This is a genomic window from Hufsiella arboris, assembly GCF_009834875.1.
Lineage (GTDB): Bacteria > Bacteroidota > Bacteroidia > Sphingobacteriales > Sphingobacteriaceae > Hufsiella_A > Hufsiella_A arboris.
This window is the reverse complement of sequence record NZ_WVHT01000005.1, coordinates 381,151-396,136: the sequence shown is the minus strand read 5'-3', so window position 1 is coordinate 396,136 and position 14,986 is coordinate 381,151. Positions and strand designations below refer to the sequence as shown.

General features: G+C 41.4%; 13 protein-coding genes. 4 read left to right on the top strand and 9 right to left on the bottom strand.

Annotation, left to right across the window (positions count from 1 at the left end; translation table 11 throughout):
- Positions 1-64 precede the first annotated feature (64 nt).
- The gene (locus GS399_RS12925) at positions 65-1,399 is read left to right on the top strand and encodes a sigma-54-dependent transcriptional regulator (protein WP_160845053.1); all 1,335 of its coding nucleotides are present in this window, start codon (positions 65-67) and stop codon (positions 1,397-1,399) included.
- Here the strand turns inward: GS399_RS12925 and GS399_RS12920 are convergent, their stop codons facing one another.
- Positions 1,400-3,898, bottom strand: a complete 2,499-nt coding sequence (locus GS399_RS12920) for an ATP-binding protein (RefSeq protein ID WP_160845052.1) — start codon at positions 3,896-3,898, stop codon at positions 1,400-1,402.
- A 152-nt stretch (positions 3,899-4,050) separates the two neighbouring features.
- On the opposite strand from GS399_RS12920, the gene GS399_RS12915 reads away from it, so the two are divergent.
- Positions 4,051-5,295, top strand: a complete 1,245-nt coding sequence (locus GS399_RS12915; protein ID WP_160845051.1) for an ABC transporter permease — start codon at positions 4,051-4,053, stop codon at positions 5,293-5,295.
- A gap of 62 nt (positions 5,296-5,357) precedes the next feature.
- Entirely contained in the window at positions 5,358-5,843 is a 486-nt protein-coding gene (locus tag GS399_RS12910; protein ID WP_160845050.1) for a hypothetical protein, read from the top strand.
- Here GS399_RS12910 and GS399_RS12905 read toward each other — a convergent pair.
- Genes GS399_RS12905 through GS399_RS12885 form a run of 5 tightly spaced genes read right to left on the bottom strand, consistent with a single transcriptional unit; the run spans position 5,821 to position 11,005 of the window.
- Positions 5,821-6,567 (bottom strand): tyrosine-protein phosphatase, encoded by a 747-nt coding sequence (locus tag GS399_RS12905; RefSeq protein WP_202409451.1) that lies wholly within the window; start codon positions 6,565-6,567, stop codon positions 5,821-5,823. The genes GS399_RS12910 and GS399_RS12905 overlap by 23 nt on opposite strands.
- Positions 6,568-7,620, bottom strand: coding sequence for a dTDP-glucose 4,6-dehydratase (gene rfbB / locus GS399_RS12900; protein ID WP_160845100.1), 1,053 nt, complete (start codon positions 7,618-7,620; stop codon positions 6,568-6,570).
- A gap of 36 nt (positions 7,621-7,656) precedes the next feature.
- Complete coding sequence (gene galE, locus GS399_RS12895; RefSeq protein WP_160845049.1) at positions 7,657-8,688, bottom strand: UDP-glucose 4-epimerase GalE; 1,032 nt, start codon at positions 8,686-8,688, stop codon at positions 7,657-7,659.
- Positions 8,689-8,690: 2 nt separating this feature from the next.
- Entirely contained in the window at positions 8,691-9,680 is a 990-nt protein-coding gene (locus GS399_RS12890; RefSeq protein WP_160845048.1) for a UDP-glucuronic acid decarboxylase family protein, read from the bottom strand.
- Positions 9,680-11,005 (bottom strand): UDP-glucose dehydrogenase family protein, encoded by a 1,326-nt coding sequence (locus GS399_RS12885; protein ID WP_160845047.1) that lies wholly within the window; start codon positions 11,003-11,005, stop codon positions 9,680-9,682. Before GS399_RS12885 ends, GS399_RS12890 begins: the two co-directional genes overlap by 1 nt.
- Positions 11,006-11,144: 139 nt before the next feature.
- Between GS399_RS12885 and GS399_RS12880 the strand changes: the two genes are divergently transcribed.
- Positions 11,145-12,383: a 3-deoxy-D-manno-octulosonic acid transferase gene (locus GS399_RS12880; RefSeq protein WP_160845046.1), complete on the top strand. Its 1,239-nt coding sequence runs from the start codon at positions 11,145-11,147 to the stop codon at positions 12,381-12,383.
- Positions 12,384-12,443: 60 nt separating this feature from the next.
- On the opposite strand, the gene GS399_RS12875 is transcribed toward GS399_RS12880, so the two are convergent.
- The 3 genes from GS399_RS12875 to GS399_RS12865 are packed head-to-tail and all read right to left on the bottom strand — an operon-like array spanning position 12,444 to position 14,985.
- Positions 12,444-12,764 (bottom strand): Dabb family protein, encoded by a 321-nt coding sequence (locus tag GS399_RS12875; RefSeq protein WP_160845045.1) that lies wholly within the window; start codon positions 12,762-12,764, stop codon positions 12,444-12,446.
- A 38-nt stretch (positions 12,765-12,802) separates the two neighbouring features.
- Positions 12,803-13,891, bottom strand: a complete 1,089-nt coding sequence (locus GS399_RS12870) for a family 10 glycosylhydrolase (RefSeq protein ID WP_160845044.1) — start codon at positions 13,889-13,891, stop codon at positions 12,803-12,805.
- Positions 13,892-13,893: 2 nt separating this feature from the next.
- Complete coding sequence (locus GS399_RS12865; protein ID WP_160845043.1) at positions 13,894-14,985, bottom strand: carbohydrate-binding family 9-like protein; 1,092 nt, start codon at positions 14,983-14,985, stop codon at positions 13,894-13,896.
- Position 14,986: the final 1 nt, after the last annotated feature.

The following is a 14,986-nucleotide window of genomic DNA, read 5'->3' as shown; positions in this document are numbered from 1 at the left end:
ACCAACCCTTTGCGAAAGCCGGAATCCGTTCCGGCTTTTGTATTTTTGTCAGTAACACGATATTATGGCAAAAATACTTTTGATTGAAGACGATACTACTTTTGTTGAACTGCTGCGGTTCTTCCTCACCAAGCATGGCCACGAACTGCTTATCAAAAACGACATTAAAAGCGGCTTATCAGCATTAAACGAAGATACTTTTGATCTGCTCCTGCTTGACTACCGCTTGCCTGACGGAACTTCAATGGAGATTTTAAACTATAAAAGTGAAAGAGCGTTAACGCTTCCCGCCATTATGATGACCACGTTCAATGATGTGCGCATTGCTGTGAAGGCTGTCAGATCTGGTGCTTTTGACTATATAACGAAACCGGTCAATCCCGACGAGCTGCTTATGATTATCAACGAAGCACTGTTGGAGAAGAAAAACATAGAAAATTTATCCAGCCTGCAAACTTTGCCCGACTTCATCGAAGGCGATAGTGAAGAAGCTCAGAAGATCCAGGAATACAGCTCCCTAGTCGGTCCAACGGATATGTCGGTTTTAATCCAGGGCGAAAGCGGAACAGGCAAAGAATATGCTGCCAGGCTAATTCACCAGAAAAGCAATCGGGCAAAAAATCCTTTCATAGCAATAGACTGCGGTGCATTATCAAAAGATCTTGCAGCAAGTGAGCTATTCGGACATGTAAAAGGGGCCTTTACGGGTGCTATACAAGATAAAAAAGGTCAATTTGAACATGCCAGCGGCGGCACTCTGTTTCTTGATGAAATTGGCAATCTTAGTTATGAAGTTCAGGTAAAACTTTTGAGGGCATTACAGGAACGTACTATACAGCCTCTGGGCAGTCTGAAAAATATCCCGGTTGACGTACGAATTATTTCTGCAACTAACGAAGACCTACTGAATAGTATTGAAAAAGGAGATTTTCGCGAGGATTTATATCACCGCATTAATGAATTTAAAATACAGGTGCCTGCACTACGTGATCGCGGAAACGATATCGACTTGTTTATCGAACATTTCGTAAAACAGTCAAACACAGAATTAAACAGAAACGTAAAAACGGTTTCAACTGAGGTAAAAGAAATATTCCATCGTTACGAATGGCCGGGGAATCTCCGCGAACTGAAAAATGTGATTAAACGAATGGTTCTGCTAAGTCCTGGTGAAAAAGCCGAACTAGCAACTCTTCCTGAAGAAATGATTGCCGCAGTTAACGATCAGCCACAGAAAAACACCGGATCGGACATCAAAGCAGCTAACGAAGCCACGGAGAAAAAACTTATTCAGCAAACTCTGGTCAAAGTCAAATACAATAAATCGCTGGCCGCGCGCTTACTCAATATCGACCGGAAAACATTGTATTTAAAAATGGAGAAGTACGGAATAGAGTAATTAAACGGCAACATGGGCCACAAGATATTGATCAACTTCGCTGGTAAGATTCTGCAGCTTTTCGTTTAGCTGATTAAGTTCAGATTTCAGTTCCTCATCAATTGACTGACGAGTGCGCAAACGCAATTCTGCTTCCCGGAAAAGCGATGCAAGGTCGCGTGCTCCAAATTGCCCCAACCGTCCGGCAATCCTGTGAACTACTAATGCAACGCGGTCATGGTCTTTTAAGGAAATCAGTTTCTCTAGTTCTTCAGCATCCTTAGCACAGTCGAAAACAAATCGACCCAAGACGAAAACGGTTTGATCTTTATCACCGAAGGTCATTTTATCTACCAACGAAATATCGATCATGCTTTTATCAACGGCCGGAATATCACCCTTATCAGTTAGATTAATAATATGTAATATCTCGCTTTCTGTAAACGGCTTCATCAATACACCATTAAAACCAGCGTTCAGGATAGCACTCTGCTCCTCAGGCATAACCTGTGCCGTTAAAGCATAGATTTCAGTAGTTTCCGGTAGCTTCTTCCTTAATACACTACATAGCTCAAAACCGTCCATATCAGGCATACGCAGGTCAAGAAATATAATGTCTGCCGGACCAAAATCCGAATCCAGCAGCGACTGCGCCGTTTGAAATGTATTGTGGCTGATTTTGTTTCGGTTGAGAATCATTGAACATAGGTCGAGAATGAAACGGTCATCGTCAACTATCCATATTTTTTTTCCTGAAGGCTTGGCAATTTTTTGAGATTTTACGGATTTCTCGTCATTAGCTAAAGCGGAAGTTATCGCAAAAGCCAGGTAAAATTTAAACCTGGTCCAGGAACCTTGTTTACTGCTCACATAAATTCTGCCCTGCTGCCGTTCGATCAGCTCCTTAATAATGCTTAATCCGAGGCCTGTACCGGTTTGTTTTCCGTCGGAATTCTCCTGCTCAAACTCATTAAAGATCGTTTTCATTTTATTTTCTGCGATACCAATACCTGTATCCTCCACTTCGAAATTAAAATGCATAATGCCGCCATTTTTCTTCGCAGACACTCTCAGTGTTATACGCCCTTTGTTTGTAAACTTTAAAGCGTTTCCAAGTAGATTGAATAAAATCTGTTTTAACCGAAAAGAATCGCCTATTACCCAAACTTGTTTCGGAAGATTATACTCAGTAAATAATTCAAGTGATTTTGCTTTTACCTGCAAATCAAAAACCGTGATTACCTCATCAAGTAAAGCAAGCATGTTGAAAGGCTTTTCCGTAAACTTAACCTTACCGGAAATTATCCGGCTGTAATCGAGCACCTCGTTAACAATCTGCAATAAATGAACTGATGAGTGATAAATTGCATTTACTCCGCCATTTCCCTCCCCATTGGCCTTTTTAAGCTGCTCTGAGTATCCTATAATTGATTGCAGAGGCGTGCGTATTTCATGGCTCATATTTGACAAAAATCGCTGCTTTGCCGCTGAATGATACTCAGCTTCTTCTTTCGCTTTTTCAAGTTCTTTGCGGTACCGTTTATTCCGCATGATGTCCGCCATAATCATATAAAGGAAAATGACTGTCAATCCCAGAAATCCTATTATAATATAATTAATTCGTTTAATCCCTTCGTTTACGCTATTGCTTGCGAACTGGTTATTCTTAAGATTTTGGTCAATTGCCTCCTTTTCAACCTGGTGCAGCACACCAAGCATCTGGCCGGTTAGCACGTTTCCGGCTTCGAGTAAAATCGCTTCCCTGCTTGCAAACAGCCGGCTTTTTAAACGCTGGCGCATTTCAATTTCATTAATTGCCTGGCCAGCTTTTTCCAACATACTGTCACGTTTTGTAGATGCAATGGTGTCCTGACTGATATTTAGTTCTTCATTAATAATCTTTTGCTCCGATGCAACCTTTTTCTTTTTTCCGAATATTTTTCCAAAAAACGTCCTGTCGTCCTTGGTCTCCGCAGGGTACACGGTAGTAGTTGACACCTTTTTCTCGGTGGTTGTAACCGCGCTGTCGGGGTGTGCAGTACTTTGTGACAAAATACGTGTAACAGATTGTACCTCACGAGCCAGCGACTTATTGTCTATAAGCCCTTTGCGCTGTTGCACATAGTCGATAAAAACTTTGTCACGCTCTTTAAGCAAGCGCTTCATTTCGTTTATTCTACTTTGCTGCTGCTGGTTTGACAGATAAAGGTTGCTCAGTGTATCTAAGGTCAATCTCAACTGTTTCGACTCGTTGAGAAAAGCACTGTAATTATTGGGATTTCGCAGAGCCTGCGTACGTTGCAGTTGATCTAAACGAGTGATACGAGTGGATAAATTCCTAACCATCTGCAGTTTCTGGTCAGGCGCCGATATCATTTTAACGGTAACTAAAATTTCAGAAAAGACATTCCGGCTGATTTTCCATGCCAGGAAAAGTGCTACGCATGCTACACCGAAGGCTAATATTATTTTGCCGGTAATGTTACTCCTACCTTTCAATCGTTTATTGGATTTCCGCATTCAAAGTTATAACGTAAATAGCGCTCATTAAGCATCAGCCTGATTGTAAACTTCGTTTAATGCAAGTTGTTTCATATGAATTTCCCAGAAAACGTACTGTAACAATTGTTCCGATTAGTAAGTCAAATCAGCAGAATTTTTATCTTTATAGCATGAGTGTACAAATGAGCTATCGCGAGAATTTCAAGATGGCATTGCAATCCATCAGCAGCAATAAGCTGCGAACTTTTCTAACTGCGCTTATTATAGCCATTGGATTGACAGCACTCGTCGGTATTCTGACATCGATTGATGCTATAAAAAGCTCACTGAACGATACTTTTTCCAGCATGGGAGCTAATTCGTTTACTATCAGAAACCGCGGCATAGGTATTCGTATCGGTGGCGGCGGACGGGCCCCAAAACGTTATACCTCCATCACTTATGACCAGGCTGTTGAATTTAAGAATAGGTTTACTTTTCCGTCAACCGTTTCCGTAAACGTTTTTGCGTCCTTTGCCGGAACAGCGAAATATGGCAATTTGAAAACAAATCCAAACATCAGTGTGCTTGGAGCTGATGATTCATACATGTTTACGGGCGGATACAAACTTGCCTCGGGCCGTAATTTTTCTCAAAGTGAACTAGAACATGGCAGTAACGTAACAATAATCGGAGACGAACTTAAAACCAAGCTGTTCCCAGACAGCAGTGCGGTAGATAAAACCGTCTCCATAGGCAGCAATAAATTTAAAGTGATTGGTGTTTATGCGCCAAAAGGTTCGAGTGTGGGTTTTGGCGGAGATAAAATCTGCGTAGTTCCTTTGTTAAAAGGGAAACAAATCATGACAAATGATAATCCCTCTTATACAATATCTGTGATGACGGCTACGCCAAGTCAAAACGATGCTGCGGCTGGAGAAGCAACTGCTCTTTTCAGGAATATCCGCGGGTTAAAAGCTGGAATTGACGACAATTTTGAAATTACGAAAAGCGACGCTATCGCACAAACTCTTATCGATAACATCAAGTGGGTAACTTTAGCAGCCATAGTAATCGGATTAATCACACTTGTTGGCGCGTCGATAGGGTTAATGAATATTATGCTCGTTGCAGTAACGGAACGTACCCGGGAAATCGGCATTCGTAAAGCGATCGGCGCCACACCTTCGGTTATTCGCAAGCAATTTTTAATTGAAGCAATTGTTATCTGCCTCATTGGCGGGCTAACAGGAATTTTGCTGGGCATTGCCATAGGTAATCTGGTAGCTTTATTGTTAAAAGCAAGCTTTATAATTCCGTGGCTGTGGATAGTTATTGGCGTAATTATATGCGTTGTTGTTGGTATTGTTTCGGGCTTTTACCCGGCTTCTAAAGCATCGAAACTTGATCCGATCGAATCTTTGCGCTACGAATAGTCAATATCACGATTTGACATTTTTCAAATTTTACTCTCAGTGATTATTCCGAAATTTGCGCCATGGGTAAGCTGCGAATCAAGCAGCGTGTGTCAATCGGTCACCGCTATGTGCAACGCAAAGTAATATTCAGGCAATGGATGTTTTTCATCATGTTCTTAGTCATGATGAGTATCTCATTGTACGATTTGAATAAACGCTATATTTTGCCACTCGAAATTGGCATCGGCTTGTTAGTTGGGGGAACTGTCGGTTTTATTGGCCAGCGAATTTTCAACTTATTCTGGAATGAGGAAAAGCAGCAAATTGAAGCCAAGCGCGATTTGATAGGTGTTGTTATCCTGATACTTTACCTTTCTTTTTCATTTTCGAGGCGATGGATTTTTGGCCATTGGATACAGGGTCAGAAGTTATCGGCGTTTTGCTTTACTACTGTAGCGGGCGCGATGACAGGGCGTTTCGTTACGACACGAATGCAAATAAGAGCTATACTGGAAAAGCAGGGAATCATTCTCCGTTCAAGAACTAAACGACTAAAAGCGGATTAAGCAGCTGGTAATCTGTCAGTAATTTTTGCACGTAAGGCAATTTCAATGATTGTTTTAGAGCCGCGGAATGCCTTTGATGATGCATATCGCTACCGATGAAACTAACCATCGTATGATCAATAAGCTTTTCCGCTATTGTTTGCGAAGCTTTGCCATAGTATCCTGTCAGCGAAATAGTGTTAATCTGAAGATAACAGCCGGCATCTTTCAGTTGACTATAATTTTCCATTTCACCGGCAAAATAGGGATAACGCTCCGGGTGAGCCAGCACAGGCCTATATCCTTTTTGAAGAATCTGGTCGATTACGTCATATAGATTAGACGGATAATTAACAAATGACAATTCAAAAAGCAGGTAATTGCCGGGAAGTGTTAAAAGTGTTTCTGTTTCGAGTTTACTGACAAAAACTTCATCCATGTAATATTCCGCGGCAGCCTCTATTTGCATTGGCATATTTAGCCTGCTTAATTCTTCGCGAACAATATCTAATGCCGGTAAAATCTTCTCAGGAGTATTTTTGAAATAATCAGACATAACATGCGGGGTTGTTATGAGTTTGGTAAAACCCAGCTCGGCCAGTTCGCTGATTAATGAAACCGAATCCTGAAGTGATTTGGCGCCGTCATCAAGATTCGGTAAAAGGTGCGAGTGTAAATCAGCTTTTATAACTGAAAAGTCGACACCTGGATTTGTTTCTCTTTTCTTGAAAAGATTAAAAAGCATTTATCTGTCTGCGTATTGTTCCTGGTAATACGATTGGTAATGACCTGAAGTAACATCATTCAGCCATTCTTCGTTTGCCAGATACCAATCAACGGTTTTTTCCAAACCTTCTTCAAACTGGAGGCTTGGTGTCCAGTTAAGTTCACGTTGAAGTTTGGTTGAATCGATAGCGTAGCGAAGATCATGTCCTGCACGATCAGTAACAAAGGTGATCAGCTGTTCAGAAGTTCCAGGCTCACGACCCAGTTTTTCATCCATAATTTTACACAACAAGCGAATCAGATCGATATTTTTCCATTCGTTATGGCCTCCGATATTGTAGGTATCTCCGGCTTTTGCCTGATGGAAAATTACATCGATTGCCCGAGCATGATCTTCTACCCAAAGCCAGTCGCGAATATTTTCGCCTTTTCCGTACACAGGAACAGGTTTACTATTTTTAATGTTATTGATAGCAAGCGGAATCAATTTCTCCGGAAAATGAAACGAGCCATAGTTATTTGAGCAGTTGGAAATAACTGTATTCATTCCATATGTATCCTGGTATGCTCTTACGAAATGATCAGATCCAGCTTTGGATGCAGAATAAGGACTATGCGGATCGTAAGCAGTTTCTTCTGTAAACATTCCATCGTCGCCCAGCGTGCCATATACTTCATCAGTGGAAACATGATAAAAACGTTTTGATGCATAGTCATCTTTCCAGAATTTACGGGCAGCGTTTAACAGGTTTACCGTTCCGACGACGTTCGTCATTACGAAATCAAGCGGACTTACGATTGAACGATCAACATGAGATTCGGCAGCCAGGTGTATCACTGCATCAAATTGATGTTCCTCGAAAAGCTGATCAATAAACTGTGCATCAATGATATCGCCTTTTACAAAGGTGTAATTTTCTTTGAATTCGATATCTTTCAGATTGGCAAGATTTCCCGCATACGTTAATTTATCGAGATTAACAATTTGGTATGCAGGATAAGTGTTTACGAACCTGCGCACGACATGTGAGCCAATGAAACCGGCACCTCCGGTTATTAATATTTTCATAATTTATCAGTACAACTATTCAACGTTTAAAGCAGTTTATTACTCAAACGGATTTTCTTTAATATAATTTTCCCAGGCCCAGGCGGAACGCATCATTTCGTTTACATCTAGTTCGGCTTTCCAGTTCAGTTCAGCTTCAGCCTTATCGACATTGCCCCAAACTTTTTCAACGTCGCCTTCCCTGCGTGCACCGATCTGGTAATTCAATTTAACTCCTGTAGTCTTTTCGAATGCATCAATAATTTCCAGGACTGTGGTGCCTCTTCCGGTTCCTATATTAAACACTTCGTAGTTTGAAGAAAAACGCTTCTCCTCAAGACGCTTGATTGCGGAAACGTGCGCTTTTGCCAAATCAACCACATGAATGTAGTCACGGATACAGCTTCCATCAGGTGTGTTGTAGTCATTTCCGTATACGGTTATCTGTCCGCGTTTTCCAATGGCACTTTGGGTGATAAAAGGAACCAGATTTTGGGGAACACCTATTGGCAATTCGCCAATTAACGCAGATTCATGAGCTCCAACCGGATTAAAATATCTCAGTGATATTAGTTTATAGTTTGAGTTCACCCTGGCGGTGTCCTGCAAAATCTCCTCAGCTATTTGTTTGGTATTGCCATAAGGCGACTCGGCTTTCTTAACCGGGGCATCTTCAGTTACCGGTAATTCATCAGGCTGACCGTAAACTGTGCATGAGGAAGAGAATACAAAATTAACATTCCGATTAGCAAATGCAGTTAGAAGATTAATGAGCGAGTAAAAATTAGTCCGATAATATTTTAACGGTTTCTGAACTGACTCTCCAACCGCTTTAAAAGCAGCAAAATGAATTACGCCGCTAATCCCTTCATTATTGTTTATATATTCAATTATACGAGCTTCGTCGCATAGATCAAGCTGTTCAAACCCTGGCTTTTTGCCAGTAATCTTCTCAATCTGGCCAAGTACCTCTATATTAGAATTTGACAGATCATCTATAATAACTACTTCATATCCTGCCAATTGCAATTCAACAACGGTATGGGATCCGATATATCCGGTTCCACCGGTAACTAAGATTTTCTCGGCCATTATTAACGGTTATAGTTTTTAAAATCCTTATGTTCGATTTTTTCGATAAGATCTGTAGGAAGAGATTTGAAATATTCGTACGTAATTTTCAATCCTTCTTCTCTTGAAACTTTTGGCTCCCAACCCAGGATCGCTCTTGCTTTAGTGATATCCGGGCGGCGTTGTTTTGGATCATCTTGTGGAAGCTCCTTATAAACCAATTTTTGGTTTGTGCCGGTAAGCTTAATAATTTCTTCGCCAAATTCTTTGATGGTAATTTCGCTGGGATTACCAATGTTCATTGGTTGGACGTAATCTGAGAATAACAATCTGTAAATTCCTTCAATTAAGTCATCCACGTAGCAAAAAGAACGGGTTTGCGAGCCGTCACCGAAAACGGTTAAGTCCTCACCGCGAATTGCCTGACCTATAAATGCAGGCAAAACGCGCCCGTCGTTCAGACGCATACGCGGACCATATGTATTAAATATCCGCACTATCCTGGTTTCAACGCCATGAAAAGTATGGTATGCCATTGTCATTGCTTCCTGAAACCTCTTAGCTTCATCGTATACACCACGCGGACCAACGGGGTTTACATTTCCCCAATATTCTTCCGGCTGCGGATTGATATTCGGATCTCCATAAACTTCGGAAGTTGACGCTATCAGCATCCGGGCACCCTTGCTTTTTGCTAATCCCAACAGGTTATGAGTTCCCAACGAGCCGACTTTTAGTGTCTGAATGGGAATTTTGAGATAGTCGATCGGACTTGCAGGAGAAGCGAAATGAAGAATGTAATCTAAGTCGCCAGAAATGTGAACAAACTTTGAAACGTCATGGTTATAGAATTCGAAATTTTCAAGCTTGAAAAGATGTTCAATATTCCGGAGATCACCTGTTATCAGGTTATCCATAGCGATAACATGAAAATCTTCCTTTATGAACCTGTCGCATAAGTGTGACCCCAGAAAGCCGGCTGCGCCGGTTATTAAAATACGTTTTCGTGCCATTATGTTCCGATTATTTTTCGTCCGATACTATTATAATAAAATCCGCAGTCGATCATTTTCTGCAGATCATACAGGTTGCGTCCATCAAAAATTACCCGTGCTTTTAGTAAACTGCCGATCCTGTCGAAGTCGGGTGTACGAAACAACGGCCATTCTGTTACAATGATCAAAGCGTCAGCTCCGTTTAACGCCTCGTAAGGGTCGGACGAATAATCGATAACATCTCCTTTAAGTTTTTTAACGTTCTCAATCGCTTCAGGGTCATAAGCCACAATTTGCGCTCCTGCCTCTACTAAAGCATCGATTATATACAGTGAAGGAGCCTCTCGGATATCATCTGTTTCCGGTTTGAATGCCAGTCCCCATAATGCAAATTTTTTCCCCTTTAAATCATCGTTGTAATACTTGCGCAACTTTTCAACGATGACCACTTTTTGTTTCTCGTTGACTTCCATTACCGATTGAAGGATCTTGAAATCATATTGGTATTCGCTTGCTGATTTTTCAAGTGCCTGAACATCTTTAGGGAAGCAGCTACCGCCGTAGCCTACGCCTGGGAATAAAAAGCGTTTACCGATGCGGGCATCCGCACCTATTCCGCGCCGAACCATATCAACATCTGCCCCAACAAGTTCACAAAGATTTGCAATTTCATTCATGAACGTAATTTTGGTTGCAAGAAACGAGTTAGCCGCATATTTTGTCAGTTCAGATGAACGCTCATCCATAAAAATTATCGGATTGCCCGAGCGCACATACGGGCCGTACAATTCTTCCATCAATTTACGGGCTTTATCACTGCTCGTACCAACTACTACCCGATCGGGCTTCATAAAATCTTCCACTGCAACACCTTCTCGTAAAAATTCAGGATTGGAAACAACGTCCACTTCTCCGCCTTTATTAATATCCAGGTGCTCATCAAAAACAGCGCGCACCTTATCAGCAGTACCAACCGGCACAGTCGATTTCGTAACAATAACTTTGTAATTCCTAACCAGTCGGGCGATGTCTTTTGCCGCACCTAACACGTAACTTAAATCTGCCGAGCCGTCGCCGCCGGGAGGAGTTGGTAATGCTAGAAATATAATTTTTGCATCTTCAATTGCCTCAGCAAGATTAGTTGTAAAGGATAAGCGGCCCTGTTCTATATTTCTGTGAAACAGGATATCCAAGCCAGGCTCATAAATTGGGACTTCTCCCGCACGCATTTTTTGAACCTTTTGTTCATTAATGTCCACACAAATAACATTATTTCCGGTTTCTGCTAAACAAGTTCCGGTTACAAGGCCCACATAACCGGTTCCAACTACGGCAATTTTCATCAGTTTTTAATTTTTATGGCTTTAAAATAGCTTTTAACTCAGATTTCTTCGGAGTTATAATCCATTCATTAAGCGCAGGTTTCCAAGTTTCTAATTATTTTAACTTAACTTCGGCGAATATAATAATAAGGCAACTAAGATGCTTCTTTTTTACGATTTTGGCATTGCCGCTTACAATTTTTTGATAATCCTTTTTTCTCCATTTAATCACAAAGCTAAACTATGGGTAGACGGCAGAAAAAGACTACTTCAAACAATTGAAAAACAGGTAACTAAGGGTGAAAAACATAGCTGGTTCCACTTTGCTTCACTCGGTGAATTTGAGCAAGGCCGACCAGTTTTAGAGGCATACAAAGCCCGATATTCTGAGAAAAAAATTGTTGTCACCTTTTTCTCACCTTCAGGATATGAAGTAAGGAAAAATTATCCATTAGCCGACCACGTTTTTTATCTTCCGCTAGACACTAAAGCCAACGCGTCAAAATTTATTAAACTGATAAATCCGGAATTAGCTGTCTTTACCAAATATGATTATTGGTACCATTATCTTAACGAGCTTAAAAAGGTAGAGATTCCGGCCTGCGTGATTTCTGCAATCTTTAGAAAAGAACAACCGTTTTTCAAATGGTACGGTTTATTAAACCGAAAGATGCTCGGGTTGTTAACGAAAGTTTTTGTGCAGGATTACGACAGCAAAGAACTTTTAAATACCATAGATATTAACCAGGTCACCGTGAGTGGCGACACACGATTCGACCGCGTTGTGAGTAATGCGATGGCTGCAAGCTCATTTCTGGAAATTGACAACTTTGTTGAAGGGAAAAAAACCTTGGTTGCCGGAAGCACATGGCCGGAAGACGAAAAGCTTATTGCTTCACTGCTCACAGAATACCCGGACTGGAAAATCATCATTGCACCACATGAAATTACCGAAAGCCATCTAACGAGCATTGAAAAGTTATTTAAAGACAGCTGCAGATTTTCTTCGCTGAAAAAAACCATGGGGAAACCAATAAACCAACAATCGCGGGTGCTGATAATTGACAATATCGGAATGCTTTCCTCTCTTTACCGTTACGGCAACATCGCTTATATCGGAGGTGGTTTTGGAGCCGGTATACACAATACGCTTGAAGCCGCGGCATTTGGAATTCCGGTTATCTTCGGACCAAACTACCATCGGTTTCGCGAAGCAACGGAATTGATAAAATGCGGAGGAGGTTTTGCTATAAGCAACATCCGGGAATTGGAGCTGACTGTAGCCAAACTGCAATCTGAAGCTTTTGTTATCGAAGCCGGGTCAAACGCCAGGAATTATGTAATGAACCATACGGGGGCGACAAACAAAATTTTAGACGAAATCGATCGCTTTAATTAGTACTTCCTAACGATAAAATACTAATTTAAAGTCCACATTGCCTTGACCAGTTTTGACAGATTATACATCAATCATATCGTATACCACAACTTTTTCCCATAAGTGTGAGCAGCTATTAATAAACTCTTTGTGTACGGGATGATCCTGATAATATTTTTGCCCAGCCAGATCGTCGAAAAACATCAGTTCGGAAACACTATATGAATTATCGACGACATCTCGTTTCTCTGTTGAGGCAGGAATGCCGATATGCATTTTTTTTATCGTTTCGATCTTCTCCAGGGTTTTCAGACCAGCTATCAATCGGTCTACATCAGCTTGGGATTTTGGATTTTTCAACCAGAAAAGTACGTGATGTATAACAGGTTTTAATGTTTGCATGGCTCAATTTAGTTCATTTGCTCAAAAACCGCAACTTGTCAGGATTTCTTTGTTAAAGCGTTCTTAAGTCCCTCGAGAACAGTGTCTGTTACATTTCCAAACAGCGATACGCCCGAAGCGCCATTTGCCAGAGCGATTTCAATTCCTTTCTGAACTTCGGCGTCATTTTTAAAATCCGGAATATACAAACCTGCGTATAGAGGAAATTTACCGTTTAACGCTTTTACACCTTCTTTCACTGCCGTGCCGATCCAGGATACATTTTCCTTGTAAAACCCATGATAGATCATCGGGCAAACTCCGCTTAAATTCCAGTTAACCCAATCTTGTTTTACGTTGCGGTGGGCGATATCGGGTGTCGGAAAAACGGCCGCTGTGATTGGTTTTTTATATTTTTCTGCAACAGCGGTCAAGCGTTCGACAACCTGGTTTACTCGCTGATACCTGAACACACGCCATGACGGGCTAGCTTCCGGATATTGAACGCTGTCAATGTCAACGCCATACTCCTTCTTATAAGCATCTTTGCATACTGAACAGTAGCAAAAATCGTACTCTGGAAGTTCACTGGTTTGTACGATATCATATTTATCCCACAAATTAACAGGGAGAATCACATCGCAAAAACGTACATAGTCCAGATGAATTCCGTCGACATAATCTTTTTTTAACGCTGCTTCATAATCATTTTCAAGGTACTGTTTTACCTCTTCCCGTGAAGGGCAAAGCCAGCGATAGTAGTTCACGTAGGGCGGCTGATCGGCGCAGGATTTACCGCTCCGGCTAACCGCATACCATTCAGGATGAGCGTCAAGTAATGACTTTTCGCCCCTGTTCATCGTCCATATCCAGCGATGAGCCTCCAATTTGTTCGCCTTGGCGGCGCGGCAATGTCGCTCACTGTCGCTTTCAAAAAATATAGCATGAATTCCAGCTTCATGGTATTTTCTATATCGTTCAGCTAACTGTTCATCGGTATCTTTTGGATCGGGATTGGTCCAGACCCAGTTCTTCAAACGCTTCTTTTTCGATGCAAGGTAATTTTCGGCGTTTGAAGCTGCAGGTAACAGCGCTAAGGAAGCACCTGCAATCATTGAACTTTTAAAAAATTTTCTCCGGCTTGACATAATTATTTCTTTATAGAGGTTATAAGTCCTTCGTCGTTAATCATAAAACTTTCTCCATCAACAGCTGAAACATCGGCCGTGAATTGGCGACCGGTCGCGTTTAAAGTCAGCTTCACCTTCTGCAGGCCTATCTCCTCAACTGAAGCTATCTGAAGATCTTCAAGCGAAGCAGCATATCTCCCGTTACTTTGCTGAAATCTTTTCTGGCTGTAATAGATCAACCATAATCGCTTTTTTAATTCTTCAGCAAAGGGAAGCTTAAATACGTCGCTTTGCTTTTTTGTAAACTGTATATAGCCCCATCGCTCAGGGTAGTGCATATTTATTACTCCCTGTGGCGACCAAACCCAGTTATGTTCTGGTGATGTTTTCCCTGCAGCATCCGTTGCCTTGACATACTTTCCATTTTTATACGCTGTATCCCATTCAACCCGCGAAAAATTAATACGCCAAATGGTTCCTTCCTTTGGAATTGTAGTCGAAAATCCCATTTTTATTGAATTAAATGGGATAGCCATTTCAACGGTCCAGCTCCTATCTTTTCCGGAAGCGTCATTTAATTTCCCATCTATTGAAACGGCAGACTGCAATCCTTTTACATCCCAGCTAACGAGTGCGTCTCCACCATTACGGTAAGGCTTTGGCAGGTATAAGTCGAAGATTTTGTTCAGCGCATTTATTTCTATTTCAAAATACTGATGTGAGCCTCCTTGCGGACTGATAAATATTTCAAAGTCGTTATCGTGAAAAATAATATCGTCGTGTTTTTTCTGATAAGCCCAAATATCCGGCTCGTCCAATTTCGCGGCAACGAATAATGTCGAATCGTTCCACAGCATTTTTACCCGTGTTTTTAAAGCAGGTATAGGCTTCGATGATCCTTCTATGTCAACAAAATCATCAGTCCAGGCTGCACTTGCCCAGGAGTTTTCATCCAGGCTTCCGTCAATTTTCAATGCCGCTGTAGTTTGCCTAATTATATAGCTTTTGGGGTCTGTAAAAAGACTTTTAAACGCATCAAAAGTATTTTGTGCCACTGATTGCTGCGAAAGCGAAATGACAAAAGCGATGATCAGGCCCAATCTATTAATCATG

Coding starts and splice junctions, on each gene's coding strand:
- galE (WP_160845049.1), bottom strand. CDS start 8,688: ATGGCCGAGAAAATCTTAGTTACCGGTGGAACCGGATATATCGGATCC.
- GS399_RS12915 (WP_160845051.1), top strand. CDS start 4,051: ATGAGTGTACAAATGAGCTATCGCGAGAATTTCAAGATGGCATTGCAA.
- GS399_RS12865 (WP_160845043.1), bottom strand. CDS start 14,985: ATGATTAATAGATTGGGCCTGATCATCGCTTTTGTCATTTCGCTTTCG.
- GS399_RS12890 (WP_160845048.1), bottom strand. CDS start 9,680: ATGGCACGAAAACGTATTTTAATAACCGGCGCAGCCGGCTTTCTGGGG.
- GS399_RS12920 (WP_160845052.1), bottom strand. CDS start 3,898: ATGCGGAAATCCAATAAACGATTGAAAGGTAGGAGTAACATTACCGGC.
- GS399_RS12870 (WP_160845044.1), bottom strand. CDS start 13,891: ATGTCAAGCCGGAGAAAATTTTTTAAAAGTTCAATGATTGCAGGTGCT.
- GS399_RS12880 (WP_160845046.1), top strand. CDS start 11,145: ATGCTTCTTTTTTACGATTTTGGCATTGCCGCTTACAATTTTTTGATA.
- GS399_RS12925 (WP_160845053.1), top strand. CDS start 65: ATGGCAAAAATACTTTTGATTGAAGACGATACTACTTTTGTTGAACTG.
- GS399_RS12905 (WP_202409451.1), bottom strand. CDS start 6,567: ATGCTTTTTAATCTTTTCAAGAAAAGAGAAACAAATCCAGGTGTCGAC.
- GS399_RS12885 (WP_160845047.1), bottom strand. CDS start 11,005: ATGAAAATTGCCGTAGTTGGAACCGGTTATGTGGGCCTTGTAACCGGA.
- GS399_RS12875 (WP_160845045.1), bottom strand. CDS start 12,764: ATGCAAACATTAAAACCTGTTATACATCACGTACTTTTCTGGTTGAAA.
- GS399_RS12910 (WP_160845050.1), top strand. CDS start 5,358: ATGGGTAAGCTGCGAATCAAGCAGCGTGTGTCAATCGGTCACCGCTAT.